This window comes from Pseudomonas sp. NFR09, assembly GCF_900111535.1.
Classification (GTDB): Bacteria; Pseudomonadota; Gammaproteobacteria; order Pseudomonadales; family Pseudomonadaceae; genus Aquipseudomonas; species Aquipseudomonas extremorientalis.
In genome coordinates this window covers 163,237-189,151 of the sequence record NZ_FOIH01000014.1, presented here as the reverse complement: position 1 = coordinate 189,151, position 25,915 = coordinate 163,237, and the positions used below count along the sequence as shown (strand labels likewise).

Annotated in this window: 20 protein-coding genes and 1 pseudogene; 11 read left to right on the top strand and 10 right to left on the bottom strand. The window is 61.3% G+C overall.

Translation table 11 applies throughout. From position 1 onward, the window contains the following. Positions 1-73 precede the first annotated feature (73 nt). Together BMX59_RS26730 and BMX59_RS26725 are read left to right on the top strand one after the other, a co-directional pair. A complete protein-coding gene (locus BMX59_RS26730; protein ID WP_093127724.1) occupies positions 74-1,330 on the top strand; it encodes a 3-phosphoshikimate 1-carboxyvinyltransferase in 1,257 nt (418 codons plus the stop codon). A gap of 32 nt (positions 1,331-1,362) precedes the next feature. Further along, positions 1,363-1,752: a hypothetical protein gene (locus BMX59_RS26725; RefSeq protein WP_093127721.1), complete on the top strand. Its 390-nt coding sequence runs from the start codon at positions 1,363-1,365 to the stop codon at positions 1,750-1,752. A 1-nt stretch (position 1,753) separates the two neighbouring features. Here BMX59_RS26725 and BMX59_RS26720 read toward each other — a convergent pair whose 3' ends face one another. Further along, positions 1,754-2,353, bottom strand: a complete 600-nt coding sequence (locus BMX59_RS26720; protein ID WP_093127716.1) for an NAD(P)H-dependent oxidoreductase — start codon at positions 2,351-2,353, stop codon at positions 1,754-1,756. A gap of 69 nt (positions 2,354-2,422) precedes the next feature. On the opposite strand from BMX59_RS26720, the gene BMX59_RS26715 reads away from it, so the two are divergent. After that, on the top strand, positions 2,423-3,016 hold the full coding sequence (locus BMX59_RS26715) for a TetR/AcrR family transcriptional regulator (protein ID WP_093127712.1): 594 nt from the start codon (positions 2,423-2,425) through the stop codon (positions 3,014-3,016). 99 nt (positions 3,017-3,115) lie between these two features. Here BMX59_RS26715 and BMX59_RS26710 read toward each other — a convergent pair whose 3' ends face one another. Together BMX59_RS26710 and BMX59_RS30915 are read right to left on the bottom strand one after the other, a co-directional pair. Continuing rightward, positions 3,116-3,781 (bottom strand): GNAT family N-acetyltransferase, encoded by a 666-nt coding sequence (locus tag BMX59_RS26710; protein WP_071490574.1) that lies wholly within the window; start codon positions 3,779-3,781, stop codon positions 3,116-3,118. A 22-nt stretch (positions 3,782-3,803) separates the two neighbouring features. Beyond that, positions 3,804-3,974: pseudogene (locus BMX59_RS30915) on the bottom strand (LysR family transcriptional regulator); the annotation flags it as partial. Positions 3,975-4,250: 276 nt separating this feature from the next. Between BMX59_RS30915 and BMX59_RS26695 the strand changes: the two are divergent. Both BMX59_RS26695 and BMX59_RS26690 read left to right on the top strand, forming a co-directional pair. Next, positions 4,251-5,102, top strand: a complete 852-nt coding sequence (locus BMX59_RS26695) for a CAP domain-containing protein (RefSeq protein ID WP_092249097.1) — start codon at positions 4,251-4,253, stop codon at positions 5,100-5,102. Positions 5,103-5,254: 152 nt separating this feature from the next. Continuing rightward, positions 5,255-7,435 carry a GAF domain-containing protein gene (locus tag BMX59_RS26690; RefSeq protein ID WP_093127706.1) on the top strand — a complete coding sequence of 727 codons (2,181 nt, stop codon included), beginning with the start codon at positions 5,255-5,257 and terminating at the stop codon, positions 7,433-7,435. A 15-nt stretch (positions 7,436-7,450) separates the two neighbouring features. On the opposite strand, the gene BMX59_RS26685 is transcribed toward BMX59_RS26690, so the two are convergent. The 4 genes from BMX59_RS26685 to BMX59_RS26670 all read right to left on the bottom strand — a co-directional run bounded on the left by BMX59_RS26685 (position 7,451) and on the right by BMX59_RS26670 (position 16,410). After that, positions 7,451-8,578, bottom strand: a complete 1,128-nt coding sequence (locus BMX59_RS26685) for a GGDEF domain-containing protein (RefSeq protein WP_093127700.1) — start codon at positions 8,576-8,578, stop codon at positions 7,451-7,453. A 90-nt stretch (positions 8,579-8,668) separates the two neighbouring features. Continuing rightward, positions 8,669-10,906 (bottom strand): 1,4-alpha-glucan branching protein GlgB, encoded by a 2,238-nt coding sequence (gene glgB / locus BMX59_RS26680; RefSeq protein WP_093127697.1) that lies wholly within the window; start codon positions 10,904-10,906, stop codon positions 8,669-8,671. Continuing rightward, positions 10,903-14,265, bottom strand: coding sequence for a maltose alpha-D-glucosyltransferase (gene treS, locus BMX59_RS26675; RefSeq protein ID WP_093127695.1), 3,363 nt, complete (start codon positions 14,263-14,265; stop codon positions 10,903-10,905). Before treS ends, glgB begins: the two co-directional genes overlap by 4 nt. Before the next feature lie 156 nt (positions 14,266-14,421). Beyond that, on the bottom strand, positions 14,422-16,410 hold the full coding sequence (locus tag BMX59_RS26670; RefSeq protein ID WP_092249086.1) for an alpha-1,4-glucan--maltose-1-phosphate maltosyltransferase: 1,989 nt from the start codon (positions 16,408-16,410) through the stop codon (positions 14,422-14,424). A gap of 204 nt (positions 16,411-16,614) precedes the next feature. On the opposite strand from BMX59_RS26670, the gene BMX59_RS30590 reads away from it, so the two are divergent. Together BMX59_RS30590 and BMX59_RS30990 are read left to right on the top strand one after the other, a co-directional pair. Then, positions 16,615-16,773 (top strand): hypothetical protein, encoded by a 159-nt coding sequence (locus BMX59_RS30590; protein ID WP_170856115.1) that lies wholly within the window; start codon positions 16,615-16,617, stop codon positions 16,771-16,773. A gap of 151 nt (positions 16,774-16,924) precedes the next feature. Next, complete coding sequence (locus tag BMX59_RS30990) at positions 16,925-18,328, top strand: M10 family metallopeptidase C-terminal domain-containing protein (RefSeq protein WP_092249084.1); 1,404 nt, start codon at positions 16,925-16,927, stop codon at positions 18,326-18,328. 21 nt (positions 18,329-18,349) lie between these two features. On the opposite strand, the gene BMX59_RS26660 is transcribed toward BMX59_RS30990, so the two are convergent. After that, the gene (locus tag BMX59_RS26660; RefSeq protein WP_093127690.1) at positions 18,350-18,838 is read right to left on the bottom strand and encodes an MgtC/SapB family protein; all 489 of its coding nucleotides are present in this window, start codon (positions 18,836-18,838) and stop codon (positions 18,350-18,352) included. Between the two features lie 121 nt (positions 18,839-18,959). On the opposite strand from BMX59_RS26660, the gene BMX59_RS26655 reads away from it, so the two are divergent. From BMX59_RS26655 to BMX59_RS26640, 4 genes are all read left to right on the top strand, one after another. Continuing rightward, a complete protein-coding gene (locus BMX59_RS26655; protein WP_092249082.1) occupies positions 18,960-19,199 on the top strand; it encodes a DUF3203 family protein in 240 nt (79 codons plus the stop codon). Between the two features lie 183 nt (positions 19,200-19,382). Beyond that, entirely contained in the window at positions 19,383-20,792 is a 1,410-nt protein-coding gene (gene ccoG, locus BMX59_RS26650) for a cytochrome c oxidase accessory protein CcoG (protein WP_093127685.1), read from the top strand. A gap of 31 nt (positions 20,793-20,823) precedes the next feature. After that, entirely contained in the window at positions 20,824-22,233 is a 1,410-nt protein-coding gene (gene mapR, locus BMX59_RS26645; RefSeq protein ID WP_071492582.1) for a GntR family transcriptional regulator MpaR, read from the top strand. A gap of 93 nt (positions 22,234-22,326) precedes the next feature. After that, positions 22,327-22,782, top strand: a complete 456-nt coding sequence (locus BMX59_RS26640; protein ID WP_256573002.1) for a hypothetical protein — start codon at positions 22,327-22,329, stop codon at positions 22,780-22,782. A gap of 9 nt (positions 22,783-22,791) precedes the next feature. Here the strand turns inward: BMX59_RS26640 and BMX59_RS26635 are convergent, their stop codons facing one another. Together BMX59_RS26635 and BMX59_RS26630 are read right to left on the bottom strand one after the other, a co-directional pair. Then, positions 22,792-23,538: an SDR family oxidoreductase gene (locus BMX59_RS26635; protein WP_092249074.1), complete on the bottom strand. Its 747-nt coding sequence runs from the start codon at positions 23,536-23,538 to the stop codon at positions 22,792-22,794. 54 nt (positions 23,539-23,592) lie between these two features. Continuing rightward, positions 23,593-25,689 carry a putative bifunctional diguanylate cyclase/phosphodiesterase gene (locus BMX59_RS26630; protein ID WP_093127678.1) on the bottom strand — a complete coding sequence of 699 codons (2,097 nt, stop codon included), beginning with the start codon at positions 25,687-25,689 and terminating at the stop codon, positions 23,593-23,595. Positions 25,690-25,915: the final 226 nt, after the last annotated feature.

The window sequence follows — 25,915 nt, the reverse complement described above, 5'->3', positions numbered from 1 at the left end:
ACCTATGCCCGATTATTCGAGTCCGCCCGTCGGCCACTCCGTGCCACCTTGCCTTGATCAGGAGCCCTGTCCCTTGAGTTCGCAGAAAACCGTGACCGTTACACCGCCCAATTTCCCCCTCAATGGCAAGGTCGCGCCCCCCGGCTCCAAATCCATTACCAACCGCGCCCTGTTGCTGGCGGCCTTGGCCAAGGGCACCAGCCGTCTCAGCGGCGCGCTCAAGAGCGACGACACCCGCCATATGTCGGTGGCCCTGCGCCAAATGGGCGTGACCATCGATGAGCCGGACGACACCACCTTCGTTGTCACCGGCAACGGCAAACTGCACCTGCCGTCGCAACCGCTGTTCCTCGGCAATGCCGGTACTGCCATGCGCTTTCTCACGGCTGCGGTGGCCACGGTCGAAGGCACCGTGGTGCTGACCGGCGACGACTACATGCAAAAACGCCCGATCGGCCCGTTGCTGGCGACCCTCGGCCAGAACGGCATCCAGGTCGACAGCCCGACCGGTTGCCCGCCGGTCACCGTGCATGGCGTGGGCAAGATCAAGGCCAAGCGCTTCGAGATCGACGGCGGCCTGTCCAGCCAGTACGTGTCGGCGCTGCTGATGCTCGCGGCCTGCGGCGAAGCGCCGATTGAAGTGGCGCTGACCGGCAAGGACATCGGTGCCCGTGGCTATGTCGACCTGACCCTGGACTGCATGCGCGCCTTCGGTGCCCAGGTTGAAGCCGTTGACGACACCACCTGGTGCGTGGCCCCGACCGGCTACATCGCCCACGACTACCTGATCGAACCCGACGCCTCCGCCGCCACTTACCTGTGGGCCGCTGAAGTGTTGACCGGGGGGCGCATCGACATCGGCGTGGCCGCGCAGGATTTCACCCAACCGGACGCCAAGGCCCAGGCCGTGATCGCGCAGTTCCCGCATATGCAAGCCACGGTGGTCGGCTCGCAGATGCAGGACGCCATCCCGACCCTGGCGGTGCTCGCGGCTTTCAACAACACGCCGGTGCGTTTCACCGAGTTGGCCAACCTACGGGTCAAGGAGTGCGACCGTGTGCAGGCACTGCATGACGGCCTCAATGCAATCCGCCCGGGCCTGGCGACCATCGAAGGCGACGACCTGCTGGTAGCCAGCGACCCCGCATTGGCCGGCACCGCGTGCACCGCGCTGATCGACACCCACGCCGACCACCGCATCGCCATGTGCTTTGCCCTGGCCGGGCTGAAGGTTTCGGGTATTCGCATCCAGGACCCGGATTGCGTGGCCAAGACCTATCCCGAGTACTGGAAGGCCCTGGGCAGTCTCGGGGTGCAGCTGAGCTATTAAGGCGTCGGCGTCGGAATGGGGAGGCTCTGCACATGACCATTCGCCAACCCTGCCCACCCGGCGCCTGCGTCTGCGACCGCGAACAACTGTTGCAGACGCCGGGTGCCGACCAGCGCATCCTCCGGCTCACGCGCCAGGAAGAGAAGAAACTGCTCGACCGGCTTGAAGACCTCAAGAGCCTGCAGGACCTGGAGCGCATGCAACAGCTGATGTACCAGCAACTGGGCATCCGCGTGCATATCGCCCCTGGCCATACCGAGGTCAAGAGCATGCGCGGGATCCAGATCGTCATCGACGATTTGCCAGGGATGTGTCGCAAGACCCGCCAATCGATCCCGGCCGCGATCCGCCGAGGCATGGAAAAACGTCCGGAAATCGCCTACCGCCTGCTGGATGCCCACGACTTGTTTCGCGACGTTTGAATCAACCGGCAACCGCCTCGGTTTCAAACACTCCCCGACCAACGGCCCTGGCCTTGTCCAGATGCGCCTGCGCCCCACCGCTTTCCGACTCCAGCAACAATTCGGACGTCACCACCTGCGCGCCACAGTAATCAAAAATCCCGTAGTCGATCTGCGTGCGCATCGCCTTGGCATAGCCGTGCCGATCAAAGGCATCGTCATCCGCCGCGCCCAGGGCCAGCAGGTGGACCTGCAGGTGCCGCAGTTTTTTCACCATCGGGGTATCCGGGCCGTACTCGATGGCCCAGCCGTTGACGAATACACGGTCGATCCAGCCCTTGAGCAAGCCCGGCAGCGACCACCAATAGATCGGGAACGCCAGCACCAGCGCGTCGGCGCGGTCGAGGCGGGCCTGTTCGGCCAGTACGTCGGCCGGGGGCGTGGCGCGGCTGCGGTGTACCGCATGGTCGGCGGCGTTGTAGCGCGGGTCAAACCCTTCGGCGGCAAGGTCGGCGATCTCGAATGTGTGGCCGGATGCGCCGAGGCCGACGGCCACCTGCGCGGCGACGCTGTGGGTGAGGGATTGCGGGTCGTGATGGGCAACAACAATCAACGCATGCATGACAAAACTCCCCTTCAGGGTTAGGCTGGGCTTAAGTTACGATCAGTAAGTTACTTTTGGTATATAAGCATGTCAAGCCCTGCATCCCCTGCCCCACGCCGTCGCCTGTCCCGTGAAGATCGCCTGCGCCAACTACTTGATGTGGCCTGGCAACTGGTGCGCGATGAAGGCACCGACGCCCTGACCCTCGGCCGCCTGGCGGAACTGGCGGGCGTCACCAAGCCGGTGGTTTACGACCATTTTGTCACCCGCGCCGGGTTGTTGACCGCGCTGTATGAAGACTTCGATGCGCGCCAGAACCAGGTGTTTGTCGACGCCATCGAGGCCAGCAGCGCTACGCTTGAGGACCGTGCCTGGGTGATCGCCGCGTCCTATGTGGACTGCGTGCTGTTGCAGGGTCGGGAAATTCCGGGGGTGATCGCCGCGCTCAGCAGCTCGCCGGAGCTGGAGACGCTCAAGCGCCAGTACGAGGCAATCTTTCTCGCTAAATGCCGCGATGCGCTGTCGCCCTTCGGCCGGATTTCCCAGCCGGGTCTAAGGGCAATGCTGGGGGCTGCGGAAGCGTTGTCCCAGGCAGCGGCCAGTGGTGAGATCAGCCGTGAAGAGGCGCAACAGGAGTTGCTGGCGACCATCCTGGCGATGGTCAATCGTGGGCGCGTCTAGAAAGTTTTGGGTGACGATGCAACAACCTACACGGCGGCGGCAACTGACAGCTCACATTGCCACATGGTAGTGAGCGGGCTTGCCACAAAAAAGATCCACTCAACGCCCGGCAACAAACAACTGCACCTTGCGCGCCAGTTGATCGAGGTGCCGGTCACGCTGCTTCTCCGCATCCACCATGGCGCGCTTGCCATGCTTTTGCAGCAGGTACGTATGAATCTGCCGCACCTCCAGCGAGCGGTAGATCGACGCCACATCCAGCACGCCCATCAGGCCATCGGTGCCGTAGTCCCGCGTGTTCATCAACACCTGGGTACCGCGCGCACCACGCACTTGAAAGCCCATGCCCTCAAAGGCGGGCACCTTCTCCACCGAACAGGCCAATTCAGCATGGGGATAACGGCTCAACACGTCACGCATCATTGCGCGGGCCACACCCTGGCGCCGATAGCCGACCTGCACCGCCATGAACGCAACACCGCAGGCCTCTGGATCATCCTTCACGGGCAGGTACAGGCAAAAGCCAATCAGCTTGTCCCCGTCCATCGCCACCACCAACTCGACCGCAATGCCTTTGGCACCGTTGAGCGCTTCGAGGTACAGGTGCACTTCAAAGCCGGTGGCATATTGGTAGATGTTGTACAGCAGGTTGCTCGGCGGCAGCGCTACGCTGCTGATGTCAGTGAGGTTATCCACCACCAATTGCAGGATCTGGCTGTTGATCGGCTCGGGGCACGGTGTGGTGTAGCGGGTAAGGCTGTACATGCAAATTCCTGGGGGTTCAGCGTCAAGGCAGCGCTGATTGTACCTGTTCGGCGCATACCTCACGCAAACACCCGCGCGACCAACGGTGGGCAAGGTCGGCATCTTGCCGGGGATGCCAGAGCATCGCCACGGTAAAGCCCGGCAACGTCAGTGGCAGGGCAAAGCTTTACAGGCCTGCACGTTGACGGGTGGTGTGTTGATCGTCGGCACGTCCGTACTGGGTGCAGTGTTTGCCTGGGCCAGCCCGGACGTGACCCGCGCCCTGCCCCAATCCGTGGCCTATGGCCTGCATCCAACGTTCAGCGTGGCGCTGGGTTTGATCCTGCTGGCCGGTGTGATGGCATGGCGCCGCTTCAGCGCTTGTAACAGCCTCCAGAACACCCATTGAGGCAAAAAAACAAAAAAGGCGTTGCGCCAGACCGGGTTACATCGCGCATCATGGGCACTTTCAAGCTCAAGGGTAACGTCCATGCGCGTTCTGTCATTGATGATGGGTCTCACGACGCTGGCCGCCAGTACGGTGTTCTGCGCCAGCGCGATGGCGAATGAAGAAAGTCAGTTGGTACAACAGATCAACCAATACCGCAGCCAGGTGCAACGTTGCGGCGACCAGGGTTCCCAGGAACTGCCACCGCTGGCCAGCGACACCCGGCTGGTGCTGCCGGCCACCAATGTGGGCGACTTGCAGCAAGCGCTGGCACGCGCCGCGTACCCGATGGTCAACGTGCAGGCCATCAGCCTGTCCGGGCCCAAGGATGCCCAGGCGGCCATGAAGGCCGTGCGCGAGAGCTTCTGCCGCGTGGTGCTGGACCCGCAATTCGTCGATATCGGCGTGAGCAACAGCGGCCAGGACTGGCGCATCGTGCTCGCCCGCCCGCTGCTGACCAGTGGCCTGGGCGATTGGCAGACCGAAGGCAGGCAACTGCTCAACCTGATCAACGCCGCGCGATCGCAGCCAAGGCAATGCGGCCCCCAGGCGTTTACCGCCACCACGCCCTTGTCGTGGAATGACGACCTGGCCGGCGCCGCCAACAGTCACACGCGAAACATGGCCAACGGCAATTTCTTCGACCACCTCGACCACGACGGCCGTACCCCCGGCGACCGTGCGGAACTGGCCGGGTATATCGCGAAGAACATCGGCGAAAACATCGCCGCCGGCCTGGACACGCCGCGCAAGGTGGTCGACGGTTGGCTCGCCAGCCCGGGCCATTGCGCCAACCTGATGAACCCGCAGTTCCGCGAGCTGGGCGCGGCCTATGCGATGGACCCGAAGAGTGACGCGGGGATTTATTGGACGGCGGTTTTCGGCGCGCAATAAGCCGGTTTGCAGATCGCCACGAATGCACAGTGCATCAAATTGCTATCACCGCGATAATCCCGCTGAACTGCCAGCGGGGTTTCCGGTCTGTTGCTTGTCAGGCCCTCCCTTCAAGGCGTTACGCAGATCGCGGCAAACAAGGTGTTCTTGCAATGATGAATTGGCTGCAGAGTAGCAGCGACATGGCTGAGCGGGTTCGCCAGCATGATTGGGCGAGTACGCCCCTGGGTCCGCTGGAACAGTGGCCGGATGTGCTCAAGACCACGGCCGCACTGTGCTTCGCCTCAAGCTTCCCCCAGGCCATCATCTGGGGACCGCAGTTGATCACGCTCTACAACGATGCGTTTATTCCGATCCTGGGCGATAAACCTGACGCATTGGGCCGCCCTTTCAGCGAAATCTGGCACGAAGTCTGGGACCAGGTCAGCCCGATCGCCGACGCGGCATTCGAGGGGCACGCGACCTACATCGAGAATTTCCCCCTGGTCATTGAGCGTGGTGCGGGGCCGGAGCAGGCCTACTTCACGTTCTGCTACAGCCCGATCCGCGACCCCGATGGCAAGATCGTCGGCATGCTCGACACGGTCACCGAAACCACCACCACCGTATTTCTCACCCAGCGCCTGGCGGCCCTGGACACGATCGGCAATGCGGTCGCCACCGCCACCGATGCCGAACACATCATGGCCACCACCACGCGCCTGCTGGCGCAGCACATGCAGGTGTCCAACTGCGCGTATGCCGATATGGATACCGACGAAGACGGCTTTACCATTCGCGGCAACTGGGCAGCGCCCGGCTCGCCGAGCATCGTGGGTCACTACAGCCTGGCCTCGTTCGGCGCAATGGCGGTGCAGCGCCTGCGCGCCGGCGAACCGTTGGTGGTGCAGGACAATCGCATCGAGTTCGCCCCCGAGGACGCCGCGAGCTATCAGGCGCTGGGCGCGTTGGCCACTGTGTGTTTCCCATTGATCAAGCACGGCCGCCTCACCGCCTTGATGGCCGTGCATGACAAAAAGGCCCGAGTCTGGTCGCCCTATGACCTGGCGCTGGTAGGAGAAGTCACCGAGCGCTCCTGGGCCCATATCGAGCGCGTACGCGCCGACGCCGCCGTACGCGAAGGCCTGGCAGCCTTCACCGAGCTGAACGCCTCCCTGGAACAACGGGTACAGGAACGCACCGCTGCCCTCACCCAGGCCGAGGCCGCACTGCGCCAGTCACAGAAACTCGAAGCCATCGGCCAATTGACCGGCGGCGTGGCCCACGACTTCAACAACCTGCTGACCATCATTCGCTCCTCGGTGGACTTCCTGCGTCAGCCGGGGTTGTCCGAAGAACGGCGCCAACGCTACATGGGCGCGGTGTCCGATACCGTAGAGCGGGCCAGCAAACTCACCAGTCAACTGCTCGCCTTCGCCCGCCGCCAACCGCTGAACCCGGAAGTCTTCGATGCGGGCCAACGGGTCAAGAACATCGGCGAGATGCTAGAAAGCGTCACCGGCGCACGCATCCACGTGCAAGTAGAACTGCCTGATGCCCCTTGCCATGTGCGCGTCGACTCCAGCCAGTTCGAAACTGCGCTGATCAATATCGCACTCAATGCCCGGGATGCCATGGACGGCCAGGGCACGCTGGTCCTGCGTGTCGCCACGGTGGATGCAATGCCGCGTATTCGCGGCGACGCAGCGGTGCACGAAGGGTTTGTGAGCGTTTCCCTGACCGACACCGGCAGCGGTATTGCGGGAGACACCTTCGAGCACATTTTCGAGCCGTTTTTCACCACCAAGGCCGTGGGCAAAGGCACTGGCCTGGGCTTGTCCCAGGTATTCGGGTTTGCCAAGCAGTCCGGCGGCAACGTCGATGTGTCCAGCCGCGTGGGCCAGGGCACGGTGTTTACCTTGTATCTGCCGGAAGTGGCCCCACCCGCGATGCCTCTCGCGCAGCGCCCAGAGGAGCTTGCACCGGTCCACACTGCGACGCCGCGCCATATCCTCATCGTAGAGGACAACCTGGAAGTCGGTCGTTTCGCCAACCAGATCCTCCAGGACCTGGGCTACCGCACCACCTGGGCCACCGATGCCGAACAGGCGCTCGCCCTGGCCGGTGCCGATGCCCTGGGGTTCGATGGGGTGTTCTCGGATGTGGTGATGCCCGGCATGACCGGTGTGGCCATGGCCAAGGTGCTGCGCCAGCGACGCCCGGACTTGCCGGTGGTGCTCACCTCCGGCTACAGCGAAGAACTGGCCGACAGTGGCTACGAAGGGTTCGAGTTCCTCGCCAAACCCTACTCCGCAGACCAGGTGGCCCGGGCATTGGCCAAGGCGATGCCCTAGGCGAGACCTGAAACCTTACTCTGCCACGGCCACTTGATTACGACCCAGGGCTTTCGCCCGGTACAGCGCCTTGTCGGCCGTATTCATCAGGCCGTGCAGGTCTTGATCCTGGGCATGGGTGGAGGCAACACCGAGGCTGGCGGTCAAGCCATGCACCGGCGTGGAAGACAGGCCGGAGATCGCCTTGATCAACTGCTCGGCGATAGCCCGTGCGGTTTCCAGCGAAGTGTTGGGCAGCAACACCGCGAACTCTTCCCCCCCCAGGCGCCCGTACACATCGGCCTGGCGGAACGAAGCGCTGATCACTCCGCCAATCTGGCGCAACACCTGGTCACCGGCCTGGTGGCCGTACGTGTCGTTGATTTCCTTGAAGTGGTCCATGTCCATCATCAGCGCACACAGCGGCTGACGATTGTGCCGGCATTGTTCATACAACACCTGGGCATGCTCGAAGAAGGCGCGGCGGTTCATCAGGCCGGTGAGTTCATCGGTCTGGGCGGCGCGGGTGGAGATGTTGTGGGCACGTTCCATTTGCCGGGTCAGGCGAAAGGCCTTTTCCAGGGCATCGGACAGCTTGCGCGTGGCACTCACCACAAAGGTGGAAAACACCAATACCGCGATGGCCACGCCGACTTGCATCGGCGAAGGCTGGAACAGCAGCCAGAGGGTGCACGGGAACAAAACCAGGCCCATGGACCCCAGCGTCATATAGCGGTACGCCGAATAGCAAGACACTGCGCTCACCGACATGCCCACGGTAAACAGCATCACCAGGGCCTGGGACAGTCGGTCATCGGTGGGCATCACCGCCAGCGCGCCGAAGCCCCAGATGCCGGCCGACAGCATCAGCGTGATCCAGTAGCGGCGCTCCCAGCGATCCGGGGTGCGCTCGGCGTTGGGGCAGCGAAACCACTCCATGAACATCTTGAGCCGCAGTAACGTCGAGGCTGCCAACATGACTAACCAAACCACGATGATCTGGTGGTCGAACCGGTCCCAGCAGAGCCAGCAGAGCATCATGGCGCCCAGGTAGCTGCCGAAGATGGCGGCAAACGACTGTCGGAACAGCTGGTGCAAACGATCAGTACGCACCTGCTCTTCTATAAAGCAATCCTGGTCCTGCCCACGCCCAAGGCCATTCATGAAATTCGCCCGATTCAGCCGCTACGACAAAGGCGCCATTGTGGCACCCTGCCAGCAGCGTGGACAACAGAATCCAGCACGGTAGAGCCTTTAAAGCGGTTCCGGACGCAGAATCAGCACACCCAGGGGCGGCAAATTCAAAGACAGTGACGCCGCTTGCCCATGACGGGGCTCTTCCTGGGTAAATACCTCGCCCCCGTTACCGTAATTGGAACCTGCGTACATATCGGCGTCACTGTTGATCACTTCGCTCCAGCGTCCAGCAAAAGGAACACCGACGGCATAACCCTCACGCGGCACCGGGGTGAAATTGGCCACCACCAGCACCGGCTTACCGTCCTTGCTCCAGCGCAGCCAGGCATAGACGCTGTTGATCGCGTCATCGCCGATCAGCCACTGGAAGCCCTGGGGCGCATCGTCCTGTTCATGCAACGCCGGCTCTTCGCGGTATAGACGGTTCAAGTCGCCAACCAGCTTTTGCACGCCTTTGTGTTCGGCATACTGCAGCAAGTACCAGTCCAATTGCTGATCGTGGTTCCACTCGCGCCATTGGCCGAACTCGCAGCCCATGAACAGCAGTTTCTTGCCAGGGTGCATCCACATGAACGCGAGGTAGGCACGCAGGTTGGCGAATTTCTGCCAGCGGTCGCCTGGCATCTTGTCGATCAGCGAGTGCTTGCCGTGTACCACCTCATCGTGGGAGATCGGCAGGATGAACCGCTCGGACCAGGCATACACCAGGCCGAAACTCAGTTCGTTGTGATGGTGGGCACGGTACACCGGGTCCTGCTGGATGTAATGCAGGGAGTCATGCATCCAGCCCATGTTCCATTTGTAGTTGAAGCCCAACCCGCCCTGTTGGGTCGGCTGGCTCACGCCCGGCCAGGCGGTGGACTCCTCGGCAATCACCAGCGCACCCGGCGCTTCCTGGGCCACCACGTCGTTCAGATGGCGCAGGAAGTCGATAGCTTCAAGGTTCTCGCGGCCGCCATGGCGGTTCGGCACCCACTCGCCGGCCTTGCGCGAATAGTCGCGGTAGAGCATGGACGCCACGGCATCCACGCGCAGCCCGTCGATGTGGAAGTGTTTGAGCCAGTGCAGCGCCGAAGCCAGCATGAAGCCGTGTACCTCGGTGCGGCCCAGGTTGTAGATCAGTGTGTCCCAATCCTGGTGGAAGCCTTCCAGCGGGTTGGCATATTCGTACAGCGCAGTGCCGTCGAATTGCGCCAGGCCGTGGGTATCGGTGGGAAAATGCGCCGGCACCCAGTCAAGGATCACGCCGATATCGGCCTGGTGCAGCGCATCGACGAAGTAGGCGAAATCCTGCGGAGAGCCGAACCGCGCCGTCGGCGCAAATTGCGACAGCGCCTGGTAGCCCCAGGAGCCGCCGAACGGGTGCTCCATGATCGGCATCAGCTCGACGTGGGTGAAGCCCAATTGCTGCACGTAGGGAATCAGGCGCTCGGCCAGTTCACGCCAGTTATATTGGCGGGCCACTTCGCCTGCCTCGTCCAACTCGCACTGCCAGGAGCCGACGTGCAGCTCATAGATCGACAGCGGTGCCGTGGTCTTTTGCTTGTCGACCCGCGATTGCATCCAGGCCTGGTCCTGCCAGTCCACTTGCAACGGTTCGGCCACCTTGGAGGCTGTGTCGGGCGGCAACTGGGTGGCCAGCGCCACCGGATCGGCCTTGAGCGGCAGGATCCCATGGGCACCTAGAATCTCGTACTTGTAGGCCGCCCCCGGTTGCAGGCGAGGGATAAAGATCTCCCACACCCCGGAAGGATGGCGCAAGCGCATCGGATGGCGACGACCGTCCCAGATATTGAAGTCGCCCACCACCGACACCCGCCGCGCATTCGGTGCCCACACGGCAAAGCGCACGCCCGCCACGCCGTCGACGCTGGTCACCTGGGCGCCCAGGCAACTGCCGAGGTCGCGGTGATTGCCTTCGGCAAACAGGTAAAGGTCCATTTCACCCAGCAGCAGTTGCTGGAAGCTGTACGGGTCTTCGGTGATCTGTTCGCCACCGGCCCACTGGATTTTCAACAGGTACGGCTGACGGGTCTTGAACTGGCCGACAAACAGGCCCGGCACCTGGCTCGCGTCCAGGCTGCCCAGCTGCTCGCCGCCATCACGTGCCAGCACTTGCACACTCAAGGCCTCGGGCAGGAATGCGCGGATAAACTGGCCGCCGTGTTCATCATCGTGCGGCCCCAGCACCGAGAACGGGTCGTGGTGTTCGGCGCGGACCAGCGCTTCGACGTCCCTGGACGCCGGCAATGCAGTCAGTTTCGGTTGCAGCGGTTCTTTATGTGTAAAACTCATGACGTCTCCCCACCGCGTGCAGTGTTCGATTTAGGTGCTTCCTTTATAGAAGCAATCCCGCTCAGTAAACCGTGCAACCCTTGCAGGGGCACCGGCAACCAGGTCGGGCGGTTTTCCGCTTCGTAGGCCACTTCGTACGCGGCCTTCTCCAGGCTGAACAACGTCAGCGCGGCGTCCTGGCCTCTGGCATCCTGCCAGTCATGCGCCAGTGTAGCCGTCGCCGCCTGATAAGCCCGGATAAAGGCCTGCCGTGCTTCCTTGAGGTAACGTTCCGTTACGCGTCTACGCGCCTGGTCCGCCTCGGGCGAGTGATCCACCCCTTGAACATTCAGGGCCATCGCCGCCGCATAGTCGAATGAGCGCAATACGCCGCTCACATCTTTATAGGGGCTGTGCTTGCCACGTCGCTCATGCAATGGCCGCGCCGGCTCCCCTTCGAAGTCGATCAGGTAAGCATCGCCCTTCACCACCAGCACTTGACCCAGGTGCAAGTCACCATGCACGCGGATGCGCAACCCGCCCGCCGTGGCTTTCGCCAAAGCCTGCACATGGCTGGCGATGGCTTTTTTCTGCGCCAGCAAATCACTGACCAGCGCTTGATCCGCCGGGTTCAACTGGCTTTGATGAAGTTTGAGCAAGTGCAGCGCACGCTCCAGTTGTGCGCCGACGTCCTTGGCCCAGGCCTGGGTGTCCTTGGCCGTGGTGATTTCGGGTTTAAAGGCCTTGTCGGTGGTTTTTGCACCGAGCACCTGGTGCATTTCGCCCAGGCGCTGGCCGAGCAGCCCGGCGAAATCCGCCAGCTCACCCAGGGCGTTGTAGTGTTGTTCCTGCTCGGAAATGGCCTCGGCCAGTTCGTCGCGGATCGCCCGCTCCAGGTTGTTCTGGGTCCAGCTCCAGGCATCGCCCTGGTTGCTCAGGTAGCCCTGGGCAATCATCAGCAGGTTGTCCTGCCCCTCGGCGTCGTGGCGCACCATCGATCCCAGCAGTGGCGAAATATTGGGGTAGCCCGCGACCGTCAGATAGGCACTCATCTCCAGTTCCGGGTGCACGCCGGAGGCGACTTTGCGGATCAGCTTGAGCACCAGGCTCTCACCGACCACCACCGAGCTGTTGGATTGCTCAGCCGACAAGTAACGCACCTCGGACTCATCCGTCAGTTGCAACCTGTCCAAGTGCGGTGTGGCCGCAAAGCGCAGCTCACCGTCGCCAGTCTCGAGCACGGTGCCCGCTTGCAAGCCCTGGATCACCGCACGAATAAAGTGTTCAAGGCTGAAGGCATCGGTCACCAACCCGACCTGGCGCACCCGACGTACACGGGCCAGCGCCAATTGTTGGGGCAAGGCACTGGTGAACTGGTCTTCACCGAGGAAACCGAACGGTAGCTGGTAGCGGCTGACCTGGCCTGCGGCCGTCACTTCGACCTCGCTGAGCAACACCGGATGCTGCGGGTCGCCAAAACGCGCACCGTAGGCAATGCGCACGCTGTCGATGGCCGTGTCCTTGCCAGCAAACCAGCGGCGCTTGGGCAACCACGCCGGCAGAGCGGTCTGTTCCAGGGACGCTCGGCAAGGTTCTTCAAGCAGTTCTTCCATGCGTTTTTTCAATACCAGTGTGGTGAAGTCGGGCATGCTCTGGGCCGGTTCCACATGCCAGCTGGGCATCTGGTTTTCCGGCGCCAGCACAAACCAATAGAAGCCGTAGGGCGCCAGGGTCAGCAGGAAATTCAGCTGGCCGATGGGCGGGAAGGCATTACCGCCGAGCATTTCCACCGGCACCATGCCGGCAAACGCCGACAGGTCCAGCTCTGCCGCCTGGGCACTGCGCGACACGTTGGCCACGCACAAAATGATCTCGTTGCGCCCGTCCTCCCCGGTGAATTCGCGGGTATAGGCCAGGATGCGCCGGTTGCTCGGCGAGAGCATTTTCAGGCTGCCCCGGCCAAAGGCCTTGGACTGCTTGCGCACCGCCAACATGCGCCGGGTCCAGTTCAGTAGCGAATGCGGGTCCTGGGCCTGGGTCTCCACATTGACCGACTGATAGCCATATTGCGGGTCCATGATCGGCGGCAGTACCAGGCTGGCCGGGTCGGCGCGGGAGAAACCGCCGTTGCGGTCGATGGACCACTGCATCGGCGTGCGCACCCCATCGCGGTCACCCAGGTAGATGTTATCGCCCATGCCGATTTCATCGCCGTAGTACAAGGTCGGCGTGCCCGGCATCGACAGCAACAGACTGTTGAGCAACTCGACACGGCGGCGATCGCGCTCCATCAACGGTGCCAGGCGCCGGCGAATGCCCAGGTTGATCCGCGCACGCCGGTCGGCGGCGTAGTAGTTCCACAGGTAGTCGCGCTCTTTGTCGGTGACCATTTCCAGGGTCAGCTCATCATGGTTGCGCAGGAAGATCGCCCACTGGCAATTGGCGGGAATTTCCGGAGTCTGGCGCAGGATATCGGTGATCGGGAAGCGATCTTCCTGGGCCAGGGCCATGTACATTCGCGGCATCAACGGAAAGTGGAAGGCCATGTGGCATTCGTCGCCGTCGTCGCCCTTTTTGTCACCGAAGTAGAGTTGCGTGTCTTCCGGCCACTGGTTGGCTTCGGCCAGCAGCATGCGATCGGGGTAATGGGCGTCGATCTCGGCGCGGATCTGCTTGAGCACGTCGTGAGTCTCAGGCAGGTTTTCGTTGTTGGTGCCATCGCGTTCGATCAAATAGGGGATCGCGTCCAGGCGCAGGCCGTCGATGCCCATGTCCAGCCAGTAACGCATCACCGACAGCACGGCTTTCATGACCTGCGGGTTGTCGAAGTTGAGGTCGGGCTGGTGCGAGTAGAAACGGTGCCAGAAGTACTGGCCGGCGACCGGGTCCCAGGTCCAGTTGGATTTTTCGGTGTCGAGGAAGATGATGCGCGTGCCGTCGTATTTCTGGTCGTCATCCGACCACACATAGAAGTCCCGCGCCGCCGAACCGGGCTTGGCCTTGCGCGCACGCTGGAACCAGGGGTGCTGGTCGGAGGTGTGGTTGATCACCAGCTCGGTGATCACCCGCAGACCGCGCTTGTGCGCCTCGGCGATAAAGCGCTTGGCGTCGGCCATGGTGCCGTAGTCACTGTGTACGCCGCGGTATTCAGCGATGTCGTAGCCATCGTCGCGGCGTGGCGACGGGTAGAACGGCAATAGCCAGATAGTGTTGACGCCGAGGTCGGCGATGTAGTCGAGCTTGGCGATCAGCCCGGGAAAGTCGCCGATACCGTCATTGTTTGAGTCGAAATAGGATTTGACGTGAACCTGGTAGATCACCGCGTCCTTGTACCAGAGCGGGTCTTTGATGAAGGTGGCAGCGTTGGGTTTCTTCGCCATTGGAAGCTCCTGAAATACTTGAACCACTCGGTCAATGTGGGAGAGGCGGTGCGACGATTCGACCTGCACCCGATGAGGGTGTGTCAGTTGATGAAGCGGTGGCTGACACACTGCTATCGGGGGCTAGCCCCCTCCCACATTTGTCCCGCGCAGGGTTTAAGAGGTGGTGATACGCCAGATCCCGAACGGCATCTGCGGCTCCAGCCGTGTCCACTGGTGCTTGCCATACCAGGTCCAGCGATGGCCATTCATCAAGTCTTCGCCCTGGGTCTGGGCATCGTCCGGCAACCCCAACTCCCACAGCGGCAACTCGAAATTGGCTTCCTGGGCGTTGTAAGGGTCGAGGTTGACCGCCACCAGAATGAAGTTGCTGCCATCCTCGCTGCGCTTGCCGAAATACAGGATGTTGTCGTTCCAGGCGTTGTAGAGTTTCAGCCCCAAATGCGTTTGCAGTGCCGGGTTCTGCCGACGAATGCGGTTGAGCTGGGCGATCTCGGCGATGATGTTACCGGGGGCGGTGAAATCCCGTGGGCGGATTTCGTATTTCTCCGAATCCAGGTATTCCTCTTTGCCGGGCACCGGGGCCGCTTCGCACAACTCGAAACCCGAATACATGCCCCACAGGCCCGAGCCCATGGTTGCCAGCGCGGCGCGGATCAAAAAGCCCGGGCGCCCTGACTCATGCAGGAAGCCAGGGTTGATGTCCGGCGTGTTGACGAAGAAATTCGGCCGATAGCACTCACGCCATGGCGACTCATTCAACTGCGTCAGGTATTCGCTCAATTCGGCCTTGGTATTGCGCCAGGTGAAGTAGGTGTAGCTCTGGGAGTAGCCGACCTTGCCCAGGCGCGCCATCATCGCCGGCGTGGTGAACGCCTCGGCGAGGAAGATCACCTCCGGGTACCTGGACCGTACGTCGCTGATCAACCATTGCCAGAACGGCAGCGGCTTGGTGTGGGGGTTGTCGACGCGAAAAGTCTTCACACCCTCTTCCACCCAGCCCACCACGATATCGCGCAGCTCGGTCCACAGGCCTGGGATGGCATCCGCCGCATAGAAGTCGACGTTGACGATGTCCTGATACTTTTTCGGCGGGTTTTCCGCGTACTTGATCGTGCCGTCCGGGCGCCAGTTGAACCAGCCCGGATGCTCTTTGAGCCATGGGTGGTCCTGGGAACACTGGATGGCGAAGTCCAGGGCGATTTCCAGGCCATGTTCGGCGGCGGCCTGGACCAGGCGGCGGAAGTCGTCGCGGCTGCCCAGTTGCGGGTGGATGGCTTCGTGGCCGCCCTCTTCGCTGCCGATTGCATACGGGCTGCCCGGATCATCGGGACCGGCGGTCAGCGAGTTGTTCTTGCCTTTGCGGTGGCTGCGCCCGATGGGGTGGATAGGCGGGAAATACAGCACGTCGAAGCCCATGTCATGGATCATCGACAGGCGCGAATGCACGTCATTGAACGTGCCGTGCCGTGCGGGATCGTCAGTGATCGAGCGCGGGAACAGCTCGTACCAACTGGCGAACAGTGCCGCCTCACGTTCCACATCGATCGGGTAAACCGTGCTGATGCTCAGGTAGGCACGGTGATCAGCCTGTGTCATCAAATGTGCACTGTCTTCGTGCAGGAACTGCGCAACCTGCTCGGTTTCCAGCAGGCCAGAGAGTTCATGATGCAGCAGCATCAGGCGGTCGCGAAGTTCATTGTCACTGCGTTCGGCGGCCTGCAGCACCAGGCTGCGGCCTTCCTGCAACTCCAGGCTGACCGGCACGCCGGCCTCGTGCTTCTTGCGCAGCTCGTAACAGAAGCTGGCGAAGGTATCGATCCAGGCTTCGATGCAGTATTCGTGGGGGCCTTGCTGGGTCACGGTAAAGGCGCCTTCCCAGCCGTTGTTGCCCACGTCGGTCATGACCACGCTGTGCCAGCTTTCGTCCTGCAGCGGGCGCCAGCGGATCAGCACGGCGAGCTTGTCATGGCCGTCGGCAAACACTTTGCTGGTGACGTTGACCCGCTGGCCGACCACGGCTTTGACGGCAAATTCGCCGCCGTCGATCACGGGGGTGGTGCTTTCGATCGCGATCCGGGGCAGCAACAGCGCCTGGGACAGCGGCAATATGGAGGTGTCTGGAACCTGTGTTTCAGCAGTCATCGAGCATCTTCCCCTTACGCCCTGTGGACGCTCTTTGCTTGATCCGAAATTGCGATACGGCTGAGCTCTCCCTGAGCAGCGCCGTATAGGTCCGAGCCTGCACGCTGGTTAAAAGTTCAGGTGGATGTGCTGCCATTGGGCGGGGAATCAATTCGCCCTGGCAGCTGTCCACCGATAGAGCAAAGCACAAAGGAGGCCACACCGATGAATATCCCGATCCCGGCTGAAACCCCGGACCCGAATATCGACAACCCCACCCTGCCACCCACCGAACCGGAACCGATTCCGGAAAAGGAACCGCCGGAGCATCAGCCACCGCCCGTCGAGGAACCCCCCACGACAATGCCACCGGTGATCGTGTAATCAAGCATGTGCAGTGCGCAAATGCACTGCACAGCCACATCGCCCTACAGAAATGTCGGTAAACATCTCTCACGACTTTCGGAAAGTGCTTAGTACGCAGCCTATTCAACGCGAGCAAACTCTGGGCTCACGATTTTGAATAGGAACCCCCATGCCGATCAGCGCCATTTCCCCCCACGGTAGTGCCACCTACCAACAGGTCGACGACTTCAAGCACCGCGATGACCGCGGTGGGCATATTGAAAAAAATGGCCTGAAGTCAAAAACCTCGCAGGAAGCTATCCCGCGCTTGATAAGTCCGCATTTAGGTTGGCGTGACAAGAACGGTGATGGTGTCACGGTTGTCACCTACTCGTTCATACCCGGCTCCGATAAACCTAAAAAAGAGTACGGCCGCTACCAGGGCGTGAATGATGTGTCCGAAGCAAATAAGGCTAAAACCCGCGACGCACTCAACCAGTGGGCAGATGTGACGAACGTCAAGTTTGTCGAAGGACCAAGAAATGAGCAAAGCGAAGGCCATATCGAGTTCGGAAACTTTAAGACCATGCGCAACCCGAGAGGTGAACACGCGCCCTTCAACCCCCACGCCATTCAGCCGAAAAAAGAAAAGCAAAGCGCACAGGTCTGGACCACAGAAAAGGAAAGTTCAGGCCCGGGCGGCGTGACGACGTTGGTGCATGAAGCCGGCCACACGCTTGGCTTGACCCACCCGGGACGCAACTACGGAAAAAAATATGAACAGAACAAACTTGGCTATTTGGAGGACTCCCGTAAACACACCATCATGAGCAAATATCAACATGGAAGCCCTACACCTATGCCCTTGATGGATGACATCACCGCGATTCAAAGCCGATACGGCGCTAACCATCAAACGCGCAAGGGAGACACTGTCTACGGCTTCAACTCGAACGCCGACCGTGACGTCCTGAAGCTCAAGTCCGACAAGGATGAACTCAGGGGTACCATCTGGGATGGCGGCGGCAACGACACGCTGGATCTTTCCGGTTACAAAAAGGACCAGAAGATCAGCCTGATGCCGGGCACCTTCACCAATGCCAATGGCCGTGACAGGAACCTTTCTATCGCCAATGGCGTCATCATCGAAAACGCCAAAGGCGGCAAGGGCGACGATTTGATCGTGGGTAACGACGCCAATAACATCCTGGAAGGCGGTGACGGTAACGACGTTATTCATGGCGGCAGAGGCTGGGACAAGCTGTGGGGCGGGAAAGGCGCGGATACCTTTGTCTACGGCAGTCCGACTGATTCGAGCATGTTCAACGGCGTCGATACCATCATGGATTTCGAAAGCGGCAAGGACAAGATTGATGTGTCGGGTATACGCACAGTAACCGGCGGCAAGCCGGTACGCTTGAACGAGTCCGTCCTCGAGCAGGGGATGGGACACGGGCTGATAGCTGGCGAAGGCGCCATTTACTATGACCCAAAAGAAAACGTCAGCACGCTGATGATAAATTACGGGGCAGGACACGCGACCTTTGAAGTGGAAGTACGAGGCCAACTACAACCAAGCGATGTGGTGCTATGAGGCTGGCCGCCCAGCATAGGCCTACTTCTCCAACATACGCACAAGCCTGGGCATCACGCTGAACACCGCCAAGGCCAGCAACGTACTCAGTACCGCTGTCGATTCCCGGCCCAACCCGGCCGAGACTCCAATCGCAGCGGTCATCCACAGGCCGGCGGCGGTGGTCAGGCCTTTGACATGCCCTTCTTCATCGTCCTTGCCCTTGATGATGGTCCCCGCGCCCAGGAAACCGATCCCGGCAATTACACCCTGGACCACCCTGCTCATTGCATCCGCCTGATTGCCGGACATCTGCGGCACCATCACAAATAACGCGGCACCCAGCGCCACCAGCATGTGGGTGCGCACCCCGGCGGCCTTGCCCTTGCTCTCGCGCTCAAAGCCGAGGATGCCGCCCAGGACCGCCGCGATCAGCAGGCGCACGGTGATCTGGGTGAGTTGCCTGGCGTCGCCGATATCAGCGAATTCAGCCTGCAGGGTTTGCCACACTTCATGCCACCAGGCGTCCATGGATGCCGTCCTTTATCGTTGTTGGTAAAGGATGGACAGCGGCGACCGCCAGTCAGTTGCCTGGAACCCCTGCACATTGCCTACCCCTAACCTTGCATAGCCCATGAGAAAGGAGATCGGCATGCCCATTCGTATCGACAACCAACTGTGCTACTTCATGCTCGACGACAACCGCCAGGAACAGAGCGTGCCAGCGACGCGGGTCACTGTCCTGACCGACACCGAAAAATCCATGTCCTACGTGGAATTGGCCGCCGAGCGGATCTATATCACTGAAGCCGAGGCCGACGCGCTGACGGTCGCCGGAGCCCACGATGGACGCCAGCATGTGAAGGCCGAAGAGCCTGGTTCGCTGATTTGATTGATCTGTATCAATACACCCGTCATAGCGCTGCACCCTAGGCGATACGGGGTGCAGCGCATTGTCGCAGCACACCTCGCGCAGCCTATCTGATCCGCTTTTTATCACACTACCTGAGTCTGTTATGCAAACAGCCCCCCGCGCATAGTTCATTGGCCTGATGGAGGCTGATGAGCGAACGACATGAGCGAAAGAATCCCCACCGTGGAAACCTTTGAGCCCATACACCCGAAGAAGGTGAAGGCCAAATCCAGCGACAACCTGATTCATACCCGCAGTTTCACCGGCCTGTTCCGCACGTTGCGCGTAGGCGGTGCAGGCTTTCTGTTCCTGGCGTTTTTCGGCACCGTGTGGCTGAACTGGGGTGGCCGGCAAGCCGTGCTGTGGGACTTGGCTGAAAGCAAATTCCACATCTTCGGGGCGACCTTCTGGCCCCAGGATTTCATCCTGCTGTCGGCCTTGCTGATCATCTGCGCCTTCGGCCTGTTTGCGATCACCGTGTTCGCTGGCCGTGTGTGGTGCGGCTACACCTGCCCGCAGAGTTCATTCACCTGGCTGTTCATGTGGTGTGAAAAGGTCACCGAAGGTGAACGCAACCAGCGCATCAAGCTGCACGCCGCGCCCTGGAGCCTGGACAAACTGGCGCGGCGCTCGGCCAAGCACGCCTTGTGGCTGGGCATCAGTGTGCTGACCGGGCTGACCTTTGTCGGCTATTTCACGCCGATCCGCCCCCTGGCCAGCGAACTGCTGACCTGGCAGATGGGCGGCGTCAGCCTGTTCTGGGTGCTGTTCTTTACCGGTGCCACCTACATCAACGCCGGCTGGTTGCGCGAAGCAGTGTGCATGCACATGTGCCCGTATGCGCGGTTCCAGAGCGTGATGTTCGACAAGGACACCCTGACCATTTCCTACGACGTGGCTCGCGGCGAACGCCGTGGCCCGCGCAAACGTGAAGTGAAACCCGCCGACGTCGGCCTGGGCGATTGCATCGACTGCCAACTGTGCGTGCAGGTCTGCCCTACCGGTATCGACATCCGCGATGGCTTGCAAATGGAGTGCATCGGTTGTGCAGCGTGCATCGACGCCTGCGATTCGATCATGGACAAGATGGGCTACGCGCGCGGCCTGGTGAGCTATACCAGCGAACATCAACTGCAAGGCGGCAAGACCCATCTGCTACGGCCGCGCCTGATCGGCTACAGTGCGGTGCTGCTGGTGATGATCGCAGCCCTGGTGGTGGCCTTGGTGGAACGACCCATGGTCTCGCTGGACGTGACCAAGGACCGTGGCATGTTCCGCGAGAACGCCCAGGGCCAGATTGAAAACATCTACAGCCTAAAGGTGATCAACAAGACCCAGCAGCGCCAGGATTACCGCCTGGAATTGGTGGACGCCGACGGCTTCCAATTGCAGGGCAAGACCGAGATCAGCCTGGCACCGGGGGAAATCAGCGATGTGCCGGTGTCGGTGGCATTGCTGGCGGACAAACCCACGAGCAGCTCGCAGACCTTGCGCTTCAAAGTTTCGGATGTGGATGAGCCGTGGATCCATAGCGCTGCCGACAGCCGCTTTGTGGCGCCGCTGAACCGCTGAAAAATACCTGTAAAAAGCTAATTGAGCCCCCATGAAACGCTACGAAAAATTCGCCGACGACATCGCAGAACTGATCCGCTCCGGCGTGCTCGGCCCCGGCCAGCGGGTACCTTCGGTACGCTACGCCAGCCAGACGTACGGCGTCAGCCCGTCGACAGTGTTCCAGGCCTACTACCTGCTGGAACGCCGTGGCCTGATCCGGGCACGGCCGCGTTCCGGCTACTTCGTCAACACCCACGCACCCAGCCCGTTTTCCGAGCCGGTGGTGAGCGAGCAGGTGCATGAGTCCACCGAAGTGGATGTGAGCGAACTGGTGTTCTCGGTGCTCGACTCGATCAAGGACCCCAACACCGTGCCCTTCGGCTCGGCGTTCCCCAGCCCGATGCTGTTCCCGTTGCCGCGCCTGGCCCGGTCCCTGGCCAGCGCCAGCCGCGAAATGGACCCGCGCCTGGTGGTCACCGACATGTCGCCGGGCAACCCGCAACTGCGTCGGCAAATCGCCCTGCGCTACATGGTCGGTGGCCTGATGCTGCCCATGGAGGAACTGCTGATCACCAATGGCGCCTTGGAAGCCCTCAACCTGTGCCTGCAAGCCGTCACCGAACCGGGTGACCTGGTGGCCATCGAAGCGCCGGCGTTCTATGCGTGCCTGCAAGTGTTGGAGCGTTTGAAACTCAAGGCCGTGGAAATCCCCGTGCACCCGCGCGACGGCATCGACCTCAACGCCCTGGCGCAATCCCTGCAGCGCTACCCGATCAAGGCTTGCTGGACCATGACCAGCTTCCAGAACCCCATGGGCGCGACGCTGCCGGAAGCCAAGAAGCAGGCCCTGGTGGAACTGCTGCGCGAGCATCAGGTGCCGCTGATCGAAGACGATGTGTATGCCGAATTGTATTATGGCCAGCAGGCACCCAAGCCGGCCAAGGCCTTCGACACCGAAGGTTTGGTGATGCATTGCGGCTCCTTCGCCAAAAGCCTGGCCCCCGGCTATCGCGTGGGCTGGGTCGCGGCCGGGCGTTTTGCGCAGAAGGTCGAACGTTTGAAACTGATGACGTCGCTATGCCCCTCAATGCCGGCCCAGGCCGCAATTGCCGATTACCTGCAACATGGCGGCTACGACCGGCACCTGCGCAAATTGCGCTATGCCCTGGAAGAACAGCAAAGCGCCATGCTGGCCGCCATCGCGCGCTACTTTCCGGCACAGACGCGGGTCAGCCAACCGGCCGGCGGGTACTTCCTGTGGTTGGAACTGCCGGAGCAGACGGACTCGCTGAAGCTGTTCCAGATGGCCCTGGCGCAGGGCATCAGCATTGCGCCGGGGCCGATCTTCTCGGCGACCCAGCGCTTTCGCAACTGCATTCGCCTGAACTATGGCAGCCCGTGGACCGAGGCGTCGGAAAAGGCGATGGAGACGTTGGGGCGGATTGTGCGGTCGTTTTGAACGGGAACCCGATAAAACAAGGAACCACATAAAGAAGCGCAAGTTTCTCACAAGGGAGAATGCGTTTACCCCATTTTGACCCGGAACTTTCCCATGAGCATGTCCGACAAGCCACTGCCGATCCCCCCCCATTACATGCGTGCAGTAGAACAGCAACAAATACGCGAGATGACAGGCCCGACGGGGCGTCCTGCCGGCGATCACCGTTCTGCAGACAGGATTATCGAACAGAGCCCTGTACTTAAGAATTTTTTGGACAATCGCGACAATTACCACTTGATTGATGACCTGAAACGCCAGGTGGGTGACTTCACCGAAGCCAACCCGCACCCGGAAGCCAGGGCCAATGCGCTCTACTATCTGGACCAAGTGTTGCGGTTTCTTGATAACCTGGACGATCGCTATCTAAACGGTAGCCATAGCCGCAATGGACAGATCGATGGTTTCAACAGCGATGGCTACAGCACCGTTTACAATTCGGAAGCCAGCCTGCTCCAGGCGTTTTCATTAAAGGGCTATGACGCACTGCGCCATTTGCGGACCCGATAGCACCGCCGTCTAACGGCCACCGCCCAAATCAAGGAACGTCCCGGTGGCATACGAAGCCTTATCCGACAGCAGCCAGATAATCGCTTCCGCCACCTCATCCGGGCGCCCGCCACGGGCCATGGGGATACCGGATTCGAGTTTGCTGACCCGGTCCGGGTCGCCGCTCAGGGCATGGAAGTCGGTGTAGATATAGCCAGGACGCACCGCGTTGACGCGAATGCCCTCACCCGCCACTTCCTTTGACAGACCAATGGTGAAGGAGTCGAGCGCGCCCTTTGACGCAGCGTAATCGACATACTCGCCGGGCGACCCCAGGCGCGCCGCCACCGACGACACGTTGACAATGCTGCCGCCCTGCCCGCCATGCTTGGGCGACATGCGCAGCACCGCGTGCTTGGCACACAGGATCGGCCCCAGCACATTGGTCTTCATGATTTTCAGGATACGGAACTCGGACATCTCATCAACACGGGATTTGTGCCCCACGGTACCGGCGTTGTTGACCAGTGCGGTGACGCGGCCCAGTTCGGTGTCGACGCGATGAAACAGTGCAATCACTTCATCTTCAATGCTCACGTCGGCGCGCACGGTAATCGCCTGGGCGCCCAGGGCGCGGACTTGTTCGAGCACACGGTGGGCAGCCTCTTCGTCAGACTGATAGTTGATGCAGATGCGATAACCCTGGCGAGCGGCCAGCAACGCCGTCTCGGCGCCGATCCCACGGCTGCCCCCGGTGATGATGACGACTTTGTCCATGCGTGCGGTCTCCTGATTCAACCTGATGTTTAGGGCTGGATCCAAGAATACCCGTCATGCACGGCTTTTGTCAGGCGCCAAGGTGTCTTCGGCACGCTGGATGTCGACCATGAACCCTTCCGCCGGCAACGGATGGCCCAGCAGATAACCTTGCAGGGAGTTACACCCCAGGCGCGTGAGAAAGGTCTGTTGCACATCGGTTTCCACCCCTTCGGCAACAATACGCAGGCCCAGGGCCTGGCCGAGGGCGACAATGGCCGAGACGATGGCGGCATCATCGCTGTCGTGCTCCAGGTCGCGTACAAACCCACGGTCGATCTTCAACTCGTTGGCCGGCAGGCGCTTGAGGTACATCAGGCTGGAATAACCCGTGCCGAAGTCATCGATGGAAAGATCGACGCCCATGTCCGACAACTGCTGCAACACCGTCATGCTCGCATCGGCGTCGCTCATGGCGGTGGTCTCGGTGATTTCCAGGGTCAGGCTGTTGGCTGGCAAGCGATGACGCTCAAGGGCTTGAGCCACGCTCTTGACCAGCCCGGCGTGGCAGAACTGCAGCGCCGACAGGTTCACGGCGATACGCCAATCTTCGTAGCCCTGGGCGTACCACAGGCTCATTTGGCGACAGGCTTCATCGAGTACCCATTCGCCGATGGGGATGATCAACCCGGTCTTTTCCGCCAATTCGATAAACGTCGCCGGCAACAACAGGCCCTGTTGTGGATGCTCCCAGCGCAACAGCGCTTCGGCCCCCACCGCAATGCCACTGGCCGCATCGTACTTGGGCTGGTAGTACAAGCGAAATTGTTGCTGTTCCACCGCATTGCGCAGGTCCTGCAACAACTGCAATTGCTTGCGCGCGTTGGTGTTCATCGACGCATCAAAGAAGCTGTAGCCGTTCTTGCCCATGCCCTTGGCGTGGTACATCGCGGCGTCGGCGTTCATCAGCAATTCCTGGGGGTTATTGCCGTTGCCCGGGAACACGGCGATGCCCACGCTGGCGGAGATCTTCAACTCATGTTCGGCCACCTGGAAGGCGCGGTTGATCAGCACCACCTGGCGCTCGGCCAGGCCGAGGGCATCGTCCGGCTGGGTCAGTTGCACCAGCAATACGAACTCATCGCCGCCGATGCGCGCCAGGGTGTCGTGACTGCGCAAGTCTTCACGCAGGCGCTGGCCGACTTCGCGCAGCAACTGGTCGCCCATATGGTGGCCAAAAGCATCGTTGACCGGCTTGAAGCCGTCCAGGTCGATAAACATCAGCGCAAAACAGCCGCCCTGCTCTTTCACCGCCTGCATGGCTTGCTGGATGCGGTCGGCGAGCAAGGTGCGGTTGGGCAGGCCGGTGAGCATGTCGTGCAGGGCCAGGTGGGTCAGTTCCTGGTTGGCCTGGCTCAGGGAGTCGGCGAGAACCGCTGTGCGCGCTTCCAGGCGTGCGTCGAGCAACGACGTCAGCAAAGCGATGGCCAGCACCGCCAGGGTGGTAACCAGCACCAGGTTATCCAGGCCCTTGCCGCTCAAACCGTTCAGTGCCGCGCCGCAGAAGCTCTCATCGGCAAAGCGTGCGGCTGCCATGCCGGTGTAATGCATACCGACGATGGCAAAACCCATCACCACCGCCGCCCCACCCCGGGCCAGGCGCACATACGGCGTATTGCGGCGCAGATTATGGGCGATCCACAACGCTGCACCGGAGGCCACCACCGCGATCAATAACGAAGCGCCGAACAGCGTCGGGTCGTAATCGATGCCCGGCGTCATGCGCATCGCCGCCATGCCGGTGTAGTGCATGCTGGCAATGCCGGTGCCCATGATCAGCGCCCCCAACCCCAGCTGCCAGGCCGGCAGGCGCGGTTGGCTGACCAGCCATAAGGCAAAGCCGCTGGACAGCACCGCAATCAGCAACGACAGCGCGGTAATCCCCAGGTCGAAGCCCAGGGTAAACGGCAAGCGCAAAGCCAGCATGCCGATGAAGTGCATGGACCACACCCCCACCCCCATCGCCATGGATCCGCCAGTGATCCATAAGTAAACGGCGCGCCCCTTGGCGGTGGCGATGCGGCCAGAAAGGTCCAGCGCGGTGTAAGAAGCGAGGATCGCAACGAACAGTGAGATCACGACCAGCGAGGGCGAGTAACTACCGATGAGCATGGGACTTCTCGTGCACAGCGAGCCCGAAAGGCCCGTGCGAAATGGCAAAGCGGGCGATTGTAGCGAGAATAATTCTTGAGTACTTGATTAATTATCAGAGCGCCATTAGTGGCATTTTGACGCCAATCGGATGACTCAAAACGAGGATTTGTTGAGGCCAAATATGGCAGTGGGACTTGGTGAGCGGGCTTATTGCGGTGAGCGGGCCCGCCAACCTCAACACGCC